A 14,624-nucleotide genomic window follows, 5' to 3' on the forward strand; every position below is an offset into this window, starting at 1 on the left:
TTTTTGATTATACAAAGGAGTAGGTCACATGCACGAGCAGCTTCACTATTTAATTGAAAATAATAAATTAAGTCATGCATATTTATTTGATGGGCAAAATAGAAGTCAGCTAAAAGAAGAAGCGATACGTTTTGCGGTACGCATATTATGTAATGATGATGCCGTTTGCCATAGTCGTGTTGAAAATTTAAACCATGCGGATTTCTTATTACTAGAATCGACAGAAGCTACTATCAAAAAAGAGATGATTGAAGAGATACTGCATCGTATGAATCAAAAACCGATTGAAGGTACACACAAAGTCTATATCATTATGGATTTTGATAAAGTGACGGTTCAAGGTGAAAACAGTATTTTAAAGTTTCTTGAAGAACCTCCTGAAAATACAATCGCAATTCTTGTTACGACATCGCCTAAATTAATTTTACCGACAATTCATTCGAGATGTCAGCATATTTTCGTACAAGCGTCTGAAAATAATTTAACTGATCGTACTGATTTAGATATTCCTCAATCAGTACTTGCGACGATGAGTGGACTTAATTTCAGTGAGGCAGAAGCGATCGAATGGAATGAAACGCATGACTTTACAGAACTAAAATCTGTTATAATTAAGTGGTGCCAAACTCTATTGAACAGTGATACAATGGGATTAATTCAAATTGTCAGTGTTCTTGAAATATTGGATAGTCGAGAGAAGCAATTGTTAGGAATTGATTTAATGCAGTTGTATTTGCAAGATTTGATGTATATATTAATCGGGGACAAAGTTGTCAGTTTTCCAGAGAGTGTTCAAGCATTACAACAACAGGCGAGTAGGTTAACAATTGGCAAGTGTGTCAAATTGATTGATGATACATTAAATGCGAAACAAAAGTTACTGCAATATGTCAATGTGACATTAGTGTATGAAGAGATGGCGATTCAAATGCTAGATGAGGTGAAATAATGATAGAGATTATAGGTGTTAAATTTCAAAAATCAGGTCGAACAGAGTATTATCAACCTGGCAATGAGAAATTTGCAGTCAATGAATTAACAGTTATAGATAATAAAAAGCGTGGTGTTGAGCTAGCGCGTGTTATTATTCCGAATAAAGAAGTTTCGGAAGAAGATGTTGTGATGCCAGTACCAATGATTAATCGAAGAGCAACAGAACAAGATATTTTGAAGTATGAACAGAACATGTTAGATGCAGATTATGCTTTAGAATTATGTAAAGCACACGTAAAGAATCATAAGTTAGATATGCGTGTAGTCAATGCGACATATACGTTAGATAAGGCAAAAATTATTTTCAATTTTACAGCGAATGAACGTGTAGATTTCCGTGAATTAGTTAAAAGTTTGGCATATGATTTAAAAACGCGAATTGAATTACGTCAAATAGGTGTACGAGACGAAGCAAAGATTCTAGGTGGAATTGGACCATGTGGTAGAAGTTTATGTTGTGCGACGTATTTAGGTGACTTTGAGCCAGTATCTATTAAGATGGCGAAAGATCAAAATTTATCGTTAAATCCAACAAAGATTTCAGGTGCATGTGGACGTTTAATGTGTTGTTTAAAATACGAAAATGACTATTATGAAGAAACGAGACGTAAGTTACCGGACATCGGTTCTAATATACAAACTCCTGAAGGTTTAGGCCGCGTTATCGGACTTAATATTTTAGATGTTACGATGCAAGTGAAATTAAAAGGTATGGAAACACCTGTTGTTTATCATATTGATGAGGTTGAAGTGTAGGAGGTTTATAATGAACCGTGATGAATTGTTTAATGCATTAACAAAGTTAGAGAAACAAATTAACAGCGTTAATGAAAGTTATGAGACGTTAAAAGAATTGACTGTTGCATTAGTGGAAGAGAATGTTGCATTGAAATTAGAGAATGATAATTTGCAACGATTTATACAAATACCGAAAGAAGAACCAAAAAAGAATAACAAAGTATTACAAAGTAAAGATAATTTAGCTATGCTCTATGCAGAAGGCTTTCATATTTGCCCAACGGATTTATTTGGTAAACATCGTGGTGGTGGAGATTGTATATTTTGCTTAAGTTTACTATCAGATAAAGAATAAAAAGAGGCGAAAGCCTTTTTTTATTGGAGGAATAATTATGTTATTAGAGAATGAAAGATTAGATCAATTAATTAAAGAGGATTTATCAATTATCCAGAATGATGATGTATTTTCTTTTTCAACGGATGCTTTATTACTTGCTCATTTAACTTCTTTGAAGAAAAAAGATAAAGTGATGGATATTTGTTCGGGTAACGGTATCGTTCCGTTATTATTATCTAATAGAACTGAGATGCCTATTGAAGCAATTGAAATACAACCAAAACTAGTTGATATGGCGAGACGTTCTGTTAAATATAATAAACTTGATTCACAAATTTGTGTACACGAGATGGACATTAAAGTAGTGAAACAAAATTTTATTCCAAGTCAGTTTGATGTTATTACATGCAATCCGCCATATTTCAGAGCGAACCAAGAGTTTCAACACTTAAAAGAAGCGCATCGCATTGCTAGAACAGAAGTATTATGTACGTTTCAAGATTGTGTGAGAGCTGCGAATCATTTGTTGAAGCAAGGCGGTAAGATGGTTGTTGTTCAACGTGCAGATCGTTTGATTGATGTGTTGACCGACATGCGCTTAAGTGGTGTTGAACCGAAAATAATCCATCCTGTTTATTCTTCTCCAAAGAAACCACAAGCGATTACTGTTATTGTGGAGGGGATTAAGGGTGGAAAGCCTGATGTTAAAGTTATGCCACCCTTTTATATATATGACAACGACAATGAATATTCCATGGAGATGCTTGAGGTATATTATGGCTAGTCATTTTATTTATATTTTAGAATGCAGTGATGGTACACTTTATACAGGCTATACGAATAATTTAGAGAAACGATTAGAAACACATAATGCAAGTAAAGGAGCAAAATATACGCGTATGCGATTGCCTGTTAGGCTTGTTTATGAAGAACATTTCGATACTAAAAGTGCAGCGATGCAGCGTGAATATGCAATTAAGCAATTGACACGCCAACAAAAAATCAAATTAATCCAAGGAGGTACCTTATGAGTGGGACCTTGTATTTAATCGGTACACCGATAGGAAATTTAGAAGATATTACATTTAGAGCGGTAAGAACATTAAAAGAAGCGGATATCATACTTTGTGAAGATACACGTGTGACAAAAAAATTAGTAATGCACTATGAAATAGAAACGCCTCTTAAAAGTTATCATGAACACAACAAAGAGCAAGTTACAGAGTATATCATCGGACTATTAATACAAGGTGAAAATATCGCTTTAGTGTCGGATGCCGGATTACCGCTCATCAGTGATCCAGGTTATGAACTTGTTGTAGTTGCACGTGAAAAAGGGGTTAAAGTCGAAACAATACCGGGTGCCAATGCTGCACTTACCGCACTAATGACAAGTGGGATTAGTTCTTATTCATTTTTATTCGATGGATTCTTGCCACGTAAAGATAGTGAGAAGAAAGACAGGCTTGTGAGTCTTATGGCATTACCACATACCTTAATAATATATGAATCACCATACCGTATTAAACATACGTTAGAGACGATTGAAAAAATTGATTGTGAACGAAAAATTTCAATTGCACGTGAATTAACGAAAAAGTTTGAGCAAGTAGAGACAGATAACGTAACAAATATAATAGGGCGATTAGATATGGATATTAATTTAAAAGGTGAATTTGTCATTGTAATAGAAGGTAGTAATGGTCAAAATGACGTCAATTGGTGGTCTGAGATGTCTATAGAAGCTCATGTAAATCATTACGTTAAAGAAGGCTTGCGCAATAAAGATGCGATTAAACAAGTAGCAGTGGATCGTGATATGAAGAAAAATGAGGTATATCAAATTTATCACGTTGATTGAAGGAATAATAACAAGAAATAAATGAAAAACCATATAAAAAAGAGATTCAGTACAATTTCTGAATCTCTTTTTTATATATGGTATTATTTTTCTTTATTTTCAATCTCTTTTAAGATTTGTTCAATACCTTCTTTAGATAATACTAATTTACCACCAGCTAATAAGTAGTTATCTTCTGATACATCACCAGTTACAGCACAAGTCATGCTTGGTTTATATTTTTTTAAGATAATTTTATCTGCATCAGTGTAGATTTCTAAAGCGTCTTTTTCAGCGATGTCTAAAATACGACGTAATTCGATTGGAATAACTACGCGCCCTAATTCGTCAACTTTTCTTACGATACCTGTAGATTTCATAATATATTTCCTCCAAAATTTGATTTTGTTGTATTTATAGTTAATTCGACAAAAACATGTGCTAAGTTCGACATTTGTCTTAATAAGAGTGTACTACCGTTATTTTACATTGTCAACAAAATATCTTCGAATTCTTTATTTGTAATGGTTTGGTAATGTAATGTAATATTCAGTAATACAAAACTTTACTTGATTTTACATTACATTAATAAATTTACTTGTCGAATTGTAAAGATTAGTCATATTGAAAAAACGTGAAAACTTCTGTATATTTAATAGATAGATATTACTAGGAGGACGAACATGACGAACAATACTTTTTATATAACAACACCAATATATTACCCGAGTGGTAAGTTACATATTGGCCATGCATACTCAACAGTAGCAGCTGATGCAATCGCGCGTTACAAAAGAATGCAAGGCTACGATGTAAAATACTTAACAGGTACAGATGAACATGGTCAAAAAATCCAAGAAAAAGCCCAAGCTGCAGGAAAATCTGAAATTGAATATTTAGATGAAATTATTGAAGATATTCAGGCATTGTGGAATAAACTTGATATTTCAAATGATGATTTTATTAGAACAACTGAAAAGCGTCATAAAATGGTTGTTGAAAAAGTATTTGAGAAATTATTAGCGCAAGATGACATTTACTTGGGTGAATATGAAGGTTGGTATTCAGTTCCAGATGAAACTTTTTATACTGAAACGCAATTAGTTGACCCAATCATGGAAGGCGACAAAATTGTTGGCGGTAAGAGTCCAGACTCAGGTCATCCTGTACAACTAGTAAAAGAAGAAAGTTATTTCTTTAGGTTGAGTAAATACGCTGACCGTTTAGTTGAATACTATGACGCGCATCCAGAGTTCATTCAACCAGTGTCGCGTAAAAATGAAATGTTAAATAATTTCATTAAGCCTGGTTTAGAAGATTTAGCTGTTTCACGTACATCTTTTGATTGGGGTATCAAAGTGCCATCTAATCCTAAACACGTCGTGTACGTTTGGATTGACGCGCTAACAAACTATATTTCAGCACTAGGTTATCTGTCTGAAGATGATACTGATTTCAAAAAGTATTGGCCAGCAGATGTGCATATCATGGCGAAAGAAATCGTCCGTTTCCATACAATTATTTGGCCAGTATTATTAATGGCATTAGATTTACCATTACCGAAGAAAGTATTCGCACACGGTTGGATTTTAATGAAAGACGGTAAGATGAGTAAGTCTAAAGGGAACGTAGTAGATCCTCATATCTTAATCGACCGTTACGGTCTTGATGCGGTACGTTACTACTTAATGCGTGAATTACCATTCGGTTCAGACGGTGTGTTCACGCCTGAAGCTTTCGTTGATCGCACAAACTTTGACTTAGCAAATGACTTAGGTAACTTGGTGAACCGTACCATTGCTATGATTAATAAATATTTCGCTGGCAATTTAACTGGATACAAAGGTCAAATGCATGAAGTTGATGCTGAAATTGAAGCATTAGCAATAGAAACAAAAGAAAAATATGATACTGCAATGGAGAACTTACAATACTCAATAGCACTTCAAGAAGTGTGGAAGTTGATTTCAAGAACGAATAAATATATCGATGAAACAACACCTTGGATTTTAATTAAAGACGAAACGCAAAAGGAATTGCTTGAAAGCGTAATGTACCATCTCGTTGAAAATATTCGTTTTGCTACAGTAATGTTACGTCCATTCTTAACAGAAGCACCGACAAAAATCTTTAACCAATTAAACATTCAAGACCCAACATTATTCGAATTTGCGAGTCTTGATACTTATGGTAAGTTCAGCGACTTAAAAGTAGTTGAGAAAGCTACACCAATATTCCCACGTTTAGATGCAGCAGCTGAAGTGGAATTCATTAAGAGTACAATGCAACCACCAGCCCAAGCTGAAGAAGAAAAAGAAGAATTACCAAGTAAACCAGAAATCACTATTGACACATTCAATGAAGTTGAATTAAAGACTGCAACAATCATTGATGCAGATTACGTGAAAAAAGCGAAAAAATTATTAAAAATCCAAGTGGATTTAGGCAATGAGCAACGTCAAATCGTTTCTGGTATTGCAGAATTCTACAAACCAGAAGACATCATTGGTAAAAAAGTAGTCGTTGTTACGAATTTAAAACCAGTGGAACTACGTGGTGAGAAATCAGAAGGTATGATTCTATCAGCTGAAAAAGATGGAGCATTAACATTAGTGAGTGTGCCAAATGCAATTGAGAACGGCTCAATCGTAAAATAATAAATCACGAGGAGTGATATTGTGTTAATTGACACGCACGTTCATTTAAACGCAGATCAGTATGAAGAGGATTTACAAGAAGTTATTGATAGAGCACTTGAAAACGACATTGACCGTATGATTGTTGTCGGATTTGATGAAGTGACGATTAAACGTACTATGAAGCTTATTGAAGATTATGAGTTTGTGTATGGTGTAATTGGATGGCATCCAGTTGATGCCATTGATTTCAATGATGAATATTATGAGTGGATTAAAGAATTATCAAAACATCCTAAAATCGTAGCGATTGGTGAGATGGGATTGGATTATCACTGGGATAAGTCGCCGAAAGATGTTCAAAAAGAAGTGTTTAAGCGTCAAATACAGCTTGCTAAAGAAGTGAAGTTACCGATTGTCATTCATAATCGTGAAGCGACAGCTGATGTCATTGAAATTTTGAAATCTGAGAATGCACATGAAGTGGGTGGCGTGATGCATAGTTTCAGTGGTAGCCCTGAAACATGCGATGAAGTATTGAAACTAAACTTCATTATCTCTTTAGGTGGTCCAGTGACGTTTAAAAATGCAAAACAACCAAAAGAAGTAGCGAAACATGTGCCGCTTGATAAGTTAATCGTAGAGACAGACGCACCATATTTAACACCACACCCATACCGTGGAAAACGTAATGAACCAATGCATGTGAAACTTGTGGCAGAAGAAATTGCAAGTTTACGTGGAATTAGCTTTGAAGAAGTTGCTAAAAAAACGACTAAGAATGCGGAACTGTTGTTTGGTGGACTAGGAAAATAAGTAGAGACTTTTTGTCTCTACTTATTTTTTTGTTACGAATACTCTATCCATTTCTTAAATATCAAGTATAATTGTAATATTGTATATTAAGTAAAAAGGAAAGATTGATATGAAAATAAATGAAATGATTGTTGTTGAAGGTAAGGATGATACGACACGTGTGAAGATGGCTGTTGAATGTGATACGATTGAGACAAATGGCTCTGCCATTAATGATGAGACAATTGAGATGATTGCACATGCGGCAGAAGTGCGTGGTGTTATCGTATTAACTGATCCTGATTACCCAGGAAATAAGATAAGAAAAACAATTGAACAACGTGTTACAAATGTGAAACATGCGTTTATTGATGTAGATATTGCATGCAATAAGCGTGGTAAAATAGGCATTGAACATGCTCCTGTAGAGGCGATTCGTGAAGCGCTTGTAAGTGTTTCATCACCTTTTGAGCATGATTCTGAAACTGTGTCAAAGGCGTTACTTGTGGATTTAGGTTTAATTATAGGGCCATATGCGGCCACAAAGCGTAAGGAATTGTGTAAGAATTTAAGAATTGGTTATTGTAATGGTAAGCAGTTATTTCATAGATTAAATGCATTTGGTATAACTGAAGCGGATGTATTAGATGCTTTGAATTTAGAATATAAGGAGAATTACGATGGAAATGAATGATATTGCAACACCGACCCGTACGAAAGAATTGTTGAACAAATACGGTTTTAAATTTAAGAAAAGCTTAGGGCAGAATTTCTTAGTAGATCCTAATGTTATTCGTAATATTATTGATTCTGCAGGGATTGATGAAACATGTGGCGTGATTGAGATTGGTCCAGGTATGGGGTCATTAACAGAGCAATTAGCACGTAAAGCAAAGCACGTGTTAGCTTTTGAAATTGACCAACGTTTGATTCCGATTTTAGGCGATACTTTAAGTCCATATGACAATGTAACCGTGATTAATGAAGATATTTTAAAAGCAAACGTACAAGAAGCGATTGATACCCATTTAAGCGACTGTGACGAAATTTTTGTCGTAGCAAACTTACCGTATTATATTACCACACCGATTTTAATGGGATTACTAGAACAGCATTTAAAGATTTATAGTTATGTTGTGATGATGCAAAAAGAAGTCGGAGAGCGATTAACGGCTGTACCATCAACGAAAGCATATGGGTCATTATCAATTGCGATTCAATATTATACAGATGTTAAGCGTGTCATGATTGTACCTAAAGGCGTTTTTATGCCACCGCCAAATGTGGACTCTTTAGTGGTGAAATTGACAACACTACCTGAACCTCGTGTTAAAGTAGATGATGAGAAACTTTATTTCAAACTGACACGCGGTGCATTTGTACAACGTAGAAAGACAATTTTAAATAATTATATGAGTTTATTTTCAAACAGTAAAGAATACAAGGATGTCATCATCTCTTGGCTTGAAAGCAGTGATATCTCACCAAGTCGTCGTGGAGAGAGTCTTTCTTTAGAGGAATTTGCACAACTTGCAAATAATATTAAAAATTACCCTGAAATAGTGATATAAAATATTGACAAGTGGAATTTAAATTGATAAAATTAAAAATTTTATTGACTAAATACATGCAAAATGCTATAATTGAAAGCATAGCGAGGTGGGTTTCTATGCCAAAAACATTAGTAGACATCAAAAAAATTCTTGATTGTCAGTTAGGAAATCAGATTGTACTAAGAGCTAATGGAGGACGTAAAAAGTTAATTGAGCGCCGTGGAGTGCTTAAAGAAACTTATCCATCAGTTTTCGTGGTTGAATTAGACCAAGATAAACATAATTTTGAACGCGTGTCATATACATATACTGACGTATTGACCGAAAACGTGCAAGTGACATTTGTAAACGATCAGCAAGAAGAATTTCTTGTACAATAATAATTAAAGCCTATTCTTTTTAAGAGTAGGCTTTAATTTTTTTGTTTTTTTATTTTTGAAATACATGAATTTGTATTGCTCGACTTGTGATAAAATAGTATCAAATCTTTATTTAGTGAGGAATTATTATGATTTATGAAAATGCATCAGCAAAAATTAATTTGACATTAGACACTTTATATAAACGAGCAGACGGTTATCACGAAGTTGAGATGATTATGACGACAGTAGACCTATATGATCGTTTGACACTTGAAAAGCGTACAGACAATAAAATCGTGCTTAAAGTTGAGCATCTTTACGTACCTAACGATAATCGTAATTTAGCTTATAAAGCGGCTAAGATTATGATAGAGAGATATAACCTTGATTGTGGCGTCACAATTACACTTGATAAGACGATTCCAATTGCAGCAGGATTGGCGGGTGGTTCAAGTGATGCAGCAGCGACATTCCGCGGAATGAATCGCTTGTTTGATTTAGGTTTGTCACTTGATACATTAGCGGAACATGCAGCTGAAATTGGTTCTGACATTTCATTTTGCGTACACGGTAAGACGAGTTTATGTACAGGGCGTGGTGAAAAGTTAGAGCATCTACCGAAGCCGCCAGCCTGTTGGGTTATACTCGCTAAACCAGATATTAGTGTATCTACCCAAGAAGTGTATACAGGTCTCGATTTGACAAAACCACATGATAAAATTAATAGTAAAGCATGTGCTGAAGCAATTGAGAAGGGTGATTATAATGAAATGATTCTGCATTTAGGAAATCGTTTAGAAGCTGTAACAATTGAAATGCATCCGATTATTCAAACACTGAAAGATACGATGATGAAAGCTGGCGCAGACATAGCCATGATGAGTGGGAGTGGTCCAACAGTATATGGATTAGCTGCGAAAGAACGCCAGGCAAAAAGTGTTGTGAATGCACTTAAAGGATGCTGTAAAGAAGTTTATATGGTACGAATGCTCGGCTAATATAAAAGTCCGAACATTTGTGTTATATTTATTGTACAATATGCGTAAAGAGGGATATCTATGAAGTTTAAAAGAAGTGAAAGAATCGTTTATATGACGAGTTATTTACTAAGTCATCCAAATGAACTTGTACCACTGACATATTTCGTGGAAAAGTTCGGACAAGCTAAGTCTTCAATCAGTGAAGATGTACAGATTATTAAAGATACGTTCGTTAAAGAGGAAATAGGTACTATTACAACAACTGCTGGAGCCAGTGGTGGTGTGACGTTTAGACATAAGATGTTCTATAAAGAAGCAGATCAATTGATTTCGTCTTTATGCGAGATGCTTCAAGAGAAAGAACGTTTGCTGCCTGGTGGGTATTTATTCATGTCAGACTTAGTTGGAACACCAAGTTTGTTGAACCAAGTTGGTAAATTAATTGCTACTATGTATATGGAAGAAGAGTTAGATGCTGTTGTAACGATTGCTACGAAAGGAATATCATTAGCAAATGCTGTTGCAAGTATCTTGAATTTACCAGTCGTTGTCATTAGGAAAGATAATAAAGTTACAGAAGGATCAACAGTTTCTATAAATTATGTTTCAGGTTCTTCACGAAAAATTGAAACAATGGTATTATCAAAAAGGACATTGCCTGAAGGCTCTAAAGTACTAATTGTAGATGATTTTATGCGTGCGGGTGGCTCAATTATGGGCGTCATGAATTTAATGAATGAGTTTAAAGCAACAGTTAAGGGGGTAACTGTCTTAGTAGAATCAAAAGAAGTTAAAAATCGCTTGATTCAAGACTATACCTCTTTAGTGAAATTATCCGACGTCGATGAATACAATCAGTCTTTTACAGTTGAAAAAGGTAATTGCTTAGACAAATTTTCTAAATAAAAGGAGATATCATCATGAAATCTATTTTCACGAAAAATGCACCTGCAGCAATCGGACCTTACAGTCATGCGATTGTAGTTAATAATATGGTATACACAAGTGGACAAATTCCATTAACAATAGATGGTGAAGTTATTAGTGATGACGTTGCAGAGCAAACGAAGCAAGTATTAGTGAACTTATCAGCTGTATTAGAAGAAAGTGGATCAAATTTAAACTCAGTAGTAAAAACAATGATTTTTATTAGTGATATGAATGATTTTCCAATCATCAACGAAGTATATGGTGAATATTTTAAAGAACATCTTCCAGCAAGAAGTTGCGTTGAAGTAAGTCGTTTACCTAAAGATGTAAAAGTTGAAATTGAAGCGGTAGCTCTAAAAGTTAAGTAGATTTTTAACTTACATTATATTAGGAGGCTATCTAAGATGAAAGTCACAGACGTTAGAATGAGAAAATTAGCTACGGATAGTAGAATGAAAGCATTAGTGTCGATTACGTTAGACGAGGCGTTTGTAATTCACGATTTACGTGTTATTGAAGGCAATAACGGTTTATTTGTTGCAATGCCAAGTAAACGCACCGCTGACGGTGAATTTCGTGATATCGCGCACCCTATCAATAGTGAGATGCGTCAAGAAATCCAAGCTGCAGTAATGAAAGTATATGATGAAACTGAAGCAATTGAACCAAATGAATTAGGGCATAGTAATGATGCTAAAGTTGACACAGCAGATGATGCGACAAGTGAAACATCACCGAACTTAGTAGAATCTGATTCAGAGACTACAGTTGAAGAAGATTTGAAATAAACTTATAAATATAATTTATTTAATGAAGAAGTAGCGGTTGCTACTTCTTTTTTGTTTTTCGTAAAATGGATGATTTATGTTAAAATAAAATTAACTGAGCTCTTCTAAGTTTAGGCGATGCTTATAAATAAAAAAGATTGAACTAATGGAGGAAACGAGTATGACAAGACAAGCTGTAATTTTAGCTGCTGGAAAAGGTACACGTATGAAATCAAAGCTTCATAAAGTATTACACCCGGTATGTGGTAAACCAATGGTACAGCATGTAATAGATAATATTAAAGCTGCTGGCGTTACTGACATAGTAACAATTGTAGGCTACGGTGCAGAAGATGTGAAGGATGCACTAGTTGATCAATCACAGTTCAGTATGCAAACAGAACAGTTAGGAACGGCACATGCTGTTCAAATGGCTGAAGAGTATTTAGCAAATAAAGAAGGTACGACAATCGTTATTTGTGGCGATACTCCGTTAATTTCTGAAGAAACAATTCAAGGTTTTGTAGCACATCATGAAAATACAGGAGCAAAGGCGACGATTTTGTCCGCAAAAACAAATACGCCATTTGGCTATGGACGTATTATTCGTGATGAACATGGTGCAGTTGAACGTATTGTTGAAGAAAAAGATGCAAATATCGAAGAAAAGTTAGTAAACGAAATCAGTTCAGGTACATTCTGTTTCGATAATAAATTGTTATTCAAATTATTAAAACAAGTTGATAACGATAACGCACAAGGTGAATATTATTTACCAGACGTTATTAAATTATTACGTTCACAAGGTGAATTAGTTGAAGCGTTTGTAACAGAAGACTTTAGTGAGACTTTAGGCATAAATGATCGTTATAACTTATCAATTGCTGAACAAACAATGCGTTTACGTATTAATAAAGAACATATGATGAATGGTGTTACAATCATCGATCCATTAACAACATATATTGATAAGAACGTAGTCATTGGTGCAGATACTGTCATTGAGCCAGGCGTAATGTTAAAAGGTAACACGACGATTGGAGAAGGTGTAGTAATAACAGCACATACAACAATTGAAAACAGTGAAATCAAAGATAGTGTTGTTGTTAAACAATCATATATCTCAGAATCATTCGTTGATGAAAGAACTGCAATTGGGCCTTTTGCACAACTTCGACCAGGTAGTGATGTTGGTAAAGAAGTGAAAATAGGAAACTTCGTAGAAATTAAAAAGTCTAAATTAGAAGATGAAGTAAAAGTATCTCATTTAAGCTATATAGGTGATGCTGAAATTGGCGAACGTACTAATATCGGATGTGGCGCGATTACAGTGAATTATGATGGTAAAAATAAATTTAAAACAGTTGTTGGAAAAGATTCATTTATTGGATGTAACTCGAATTTAGTAGCACCAGTACATATTGGTGACGCATCATTCGTTGCAGCAGGTTCTACAATTACTGATAATGTACCAAATAAAAGTTTAGCATTAGGTCGTGCGAGACAAACGACAAAAGAAGGCTACTACGATAAAGAATAGTAATGTATAATGTTAAGGTCACGAATCATAAGTCGAAATGATAATAATAAGATATCTAAATGGGGGCATTACAAAATGATGAACAATGAATACAGAAATACCACTTTAAAGATTTTTTCTTTAAACGCCAATCAACCTTTAGCTGAGGAAATTGCGAAAGAAGTAGGCATTCCTTTAGGTAAATCAAGTGTCAAACGTTTCAGTGATGGCGAAGTTCAAATCAATATCGAAGAAAGTATTCGTGGTTGTGACGTATTTATCGTCCAACCAACGTCAAATCCAGTAAACGAACATTTAATGGAATTATTAATTATGATTGATGCATTAAAACGTGCTTCAGCAGTAACAATTAACGTTGTAATGCCTTACTATGGTTATGCAAGACAAGATCGTAAAGCGCGTAGCCGTGAACCAATTACTGCGAAATTAGTAGCAGATATGATTGAAAAAGCTGGTGCAGACCGCGTAATCGCATTAGATTTACATGCGCCACAAATTCAAGGATTCTTTGATCTACCGATTGACCACTTAATGGGTGTGCCGATTTTATCTGATTATTTCGAAGCGAAAGAAGAAATTGACAAAGAATCATTAGTTATCGTTTCACCTGATCACGGTGGAGTAACTCGTGCACGTAAGATGGCTGATCGATTAAAAGCACCAATTGCAATTATCGATAAACGCCGTCCGAAACCAAATGTATCAGAAGTTATGAACATTGTTGGAGATATCAATGGTAAAACTGCAATCATCATTGATGACATTATCGATACTGCAGGAACGATTACCTTAGCAGCTCAGGCGTTAATCGACAAAGGTGCAAAAGAAGTTTATGCATGTTGTACACACCCAGTATTATCTGGCCCAGCTTATGAAAGAATAGAAAATTCCGCAATCAAAGAATTAGTAGTTACTAACTCAATTCTATTACCGGAAGAAAACAAACCAGCGAAAATTAAACAATTATCAGTAGGTGAGTTATTAGCACAAGCAATCGTTCGTGTTTATGAACAAGAATCAGTGAGTATTTTATTTGATTAATCAATGATTAATTAAATAGCCTTAACGTTCGGTATTAAAGCGAATAATATATTTTTATACTTTTTAAATAAAAAATAAAAATATTTATGTTTATAACAATTTAATCAGGGTA

At 34.5% G+C, this 14,624-nt stretch carries 18 protein-coding genes; 17 read left to right on the top strand and 1 reads right to left on the bottom strand.

Annotation, left to right across the window (positions count from 1 at the left end; all coding sequences use genetic code 11):
* Positions 1-28: 28 nt before the first annotated feature.
* From ACMGE9_RS06875 to rsmI, 6 genes are read left to right on the top strand one after another with little or no spacing between them, the layout of a single operon-like run.
* Positions 29-949: a DNA polymerase III subunit delta' gene (locus ACMGE9_RS06875; protein WP_414042085.1), complete on the top strand. Its 921-nt coding sequence runs from the start codon at positions 29-31 to the stop codon at positions 947-949.
* Complete coding sequence (locus ACMGE9_RS06880) at positions 949-1,749, top strand: stage 0 sporulation family protein (RefSeq protein ID WP_414042086.1); 801 nt, start codon at positions 949-951, stop codon at positions 1,747-1,749. Before ACMGE9_RS06875 ends, ACMGE9_RS06880 begins: the two co-directional genes overlap by 1 nt.
* Positions 1,750-1,759: 10 nt before the next feature.
* On the top strand, positions 1,760-2,086 hold the full coding sequence (gene yabA / locus ACMGE9_RS06885; protein ID WP_414042087.1) for a DNA replication initiation control protein YabA: 327 nt from the start codon (positions 1,760-1,762) through the stop codon (positions 2,084-2,086).
* Between the two features lie 37 nt (positions 2,087-2,123).
* Entirely contained in the window at positions 2,124-2,852 is a 729-nt protein-coding gene (locus ACMGE9_RS06890) for a tRNA1(Val) (adenine(37)-N6)-methyltransferase (protein ID WP_414042088.1), read from the top strand.
* Positions 2,845-3,099: a GIY-YIG nuclease family protein gene (locus tag ACMGE9_RS06895; protein WP_414042089.1), complete on the top strand. Its 255-nt coding sequence runs from the start codon at positions 2,845-2,847 to the stop codon at positions 3,097-3,099. The genes ACMGE9_RS06890 and ACMGE9_RS06895 overlap by 8 nt, the downstream gene beginning before the upstream one ends.
* A complete protein-coding gene (gene rsmI / locus ACMGE9_RS06900) occupies positions 3,096-3,929 on the top strand; it encodes a 16S rRNA (cytidine(1402)-2'-O)-methyltransferase (RefSeq protein WP_414042090.1) in 834 nt (277 codons plus the stop codon). The genes ACMGE9_RS06895 and rsmI overlap by 4 nt, the downstream gene beginning before the upstream one ends.
* 83 nt (positions 3,930-4,012) lie before the next feature.
* Here the strand turns inward: rsmI and ACMGE9_RS06905 are convergent, their stop codons facing one another.
* Positions 4,013-4,288, bottom strand: a complete 276-nt coding sequence (locus tag ACMGE9_RS06905; protein WP_414042091.1) for an AbrB/MazE/SpoVT family DNA-binding domain-containing protein — start codon at positions 4,286-4,288, stop codon at positions 4,013-4,015.
* Positions 4,289-4,591: 303 nt separating this feature from the next.
* On the opposite strand from ACMGE9_RS06905, the gene metG reads away from it, so the two are divergent.
* From metG to ACMGE9_RS06960, 11 genes are all read left to right on the top strand, one after another.
* A complete protein-coding gene (gene metG / locus ACMGE9_RS06910) occupies positions 4,592-6,565 on the top strand; it encodes a methionine--tRNA ligase (protein ID WP_414042092.1) in 1,974 nt (657 codons plus the stop codon).
* Positions 6,566-6,586: 21 nt separating this feature from the next.
* Positions 6,587-7,360 (top strand): TatD family hydrolase, encoded by a 774-nt coding sequence (locus ACMGE9_RS06915; RefSeq protein WP_414042093.1) that lies wholly within the window; start codon positions 6,587-6,589, stop codon positions 7,358-7,360.
* A gap of 109 nt (positions 7,361-7,469) precedes the next feature.
* On the top strand, positions 7,470-8,033 hold the full coding sequence (gene rnmV, locus ACMGE9_RS06920) for a ribonuclease M5 (protein ID WP_414042094.1): 564 nt from the start codon (positions 7,470-7,472) through the stop codon (positions 8,031-8,033).
* A complete protein-coding gene (gene rsmA, locus ACMGE9_RS06925) occupies positions 8,020-8,910 on the top strand; it encodes a 16S rRNA (adenine(1518)-N(6)/adenine(1519)-N(6))-dimethyltransferase RsmA (protein ID WP_414042095.1) in 891 nt (296 codons plus the stop codon). The genes rnmV and rsmA overlap by 14 nt, the downstream gene beginning before the upstream one ends.
* Positions 8,911-9,008: 98 nt before the next feature.
* Positions 9,009-9,272: a biofilm formation stimulator Veg gene (gene veg / locus ACMGE9_RS06930; protein WP_096077819.1), complete on the top strand. Its 264-nt coding sequence runs from the start codon at positions 9,009-9,011 to the stop codon at positions 9,270-9,272.
* Positions 9,273-9,400: 128 nt separating this feature from the next.
* Complete coding sequence (ispE, locus tag ACMGE9_RS06935; RefSeq protein ID WP_414042096.1) at positions 9,401-10,252, top strand: 4-(cytidine 5'-diphospho)-2-C-methyl-D-erythritol kinase; 852 nt, start codon at positions 9,401-9,403, stop codon at positions 10,250-10,252.
* Positions 10,253-10,312: 60 nt separating this feature from the next.
* The gene (gene purR, locus ACMGE9_RS06940; RefSeq protein ID WP_414042097.1) at positions 10,313-11,140 is read left to right on the top strand and encodes a pur operon repressor; all 828 of its coding nucleotides are present in this window, start codon (positions 10,313-10,315) and stop codon (positions 11,138-11,140) included.
* Positions 11,141-11,154: 14 nt separating this feature from the next.
* On the top strand, positions 11,155-11,532 hold the full coding sequence (locus tag ACMGE9_RS06945) for a RidA family protein (protein WP_414042098.1): 378 nt from the start codon (positions 11,155-11,157) through the stop codon (positions 11,530-11,532).
* Positions 11,533-11,568: 36 nt separating this feature from the next.
* On the top strand, positions 11,569-11,952 hold the full coding sequence (gene spoVG, locus ACMGE9_RS06950; protein WP_414042099.1) for a septation regulator SpoVG: 384 nt from the start codon (positions 11,569-11,571) through the stop codon (positions 11,950-11,952).
* A gap of 160 nt (positions 11,953-12,112) precedes the next feature.
* Positions 12,113-13,471 carry a bifunctional UDP-N-acetylglucosamine diphosphorylase/glucosamine-1-phosphate N-acetyltransferase GlmU gene (gene glmU, locus ACMGE9_RS06955; RefSeq protein ID WP_414042100.1) on the top strand — a complete coding sequence of 453 codons (1,359 nt, stop codon included), beginning with the start codon at positions 12,113-12,115 and terminating at the stop codon, positions 13,469-13,471.
* A 75-nt stretch (positions 13,472-13,546) separates the two neighbouring features.
* Positions 13,547-14,512: a ribose-phosphate diphosphokinase gene (locus tag ACMGE9_RS06960; protein ID WP_414042101.1), complete on the top strand. Its 966-nt coding sequence runs from the start codon at positions 13,547-13,549 to the stop codon at positions 14,510-14,512.
* The last annotated feature ends 112 nt before the right edge of the window (positions 14,513-14,624 follow it).

The organism is Macrococcus animalis, from assembly GCF_047425875.1.
Classification (GTDB): Bacteria; Bacillota; Bacilli; order Staphylococcales; family Staphylococcaceae; genus Macrococcoides; species Macrococcoides animalis.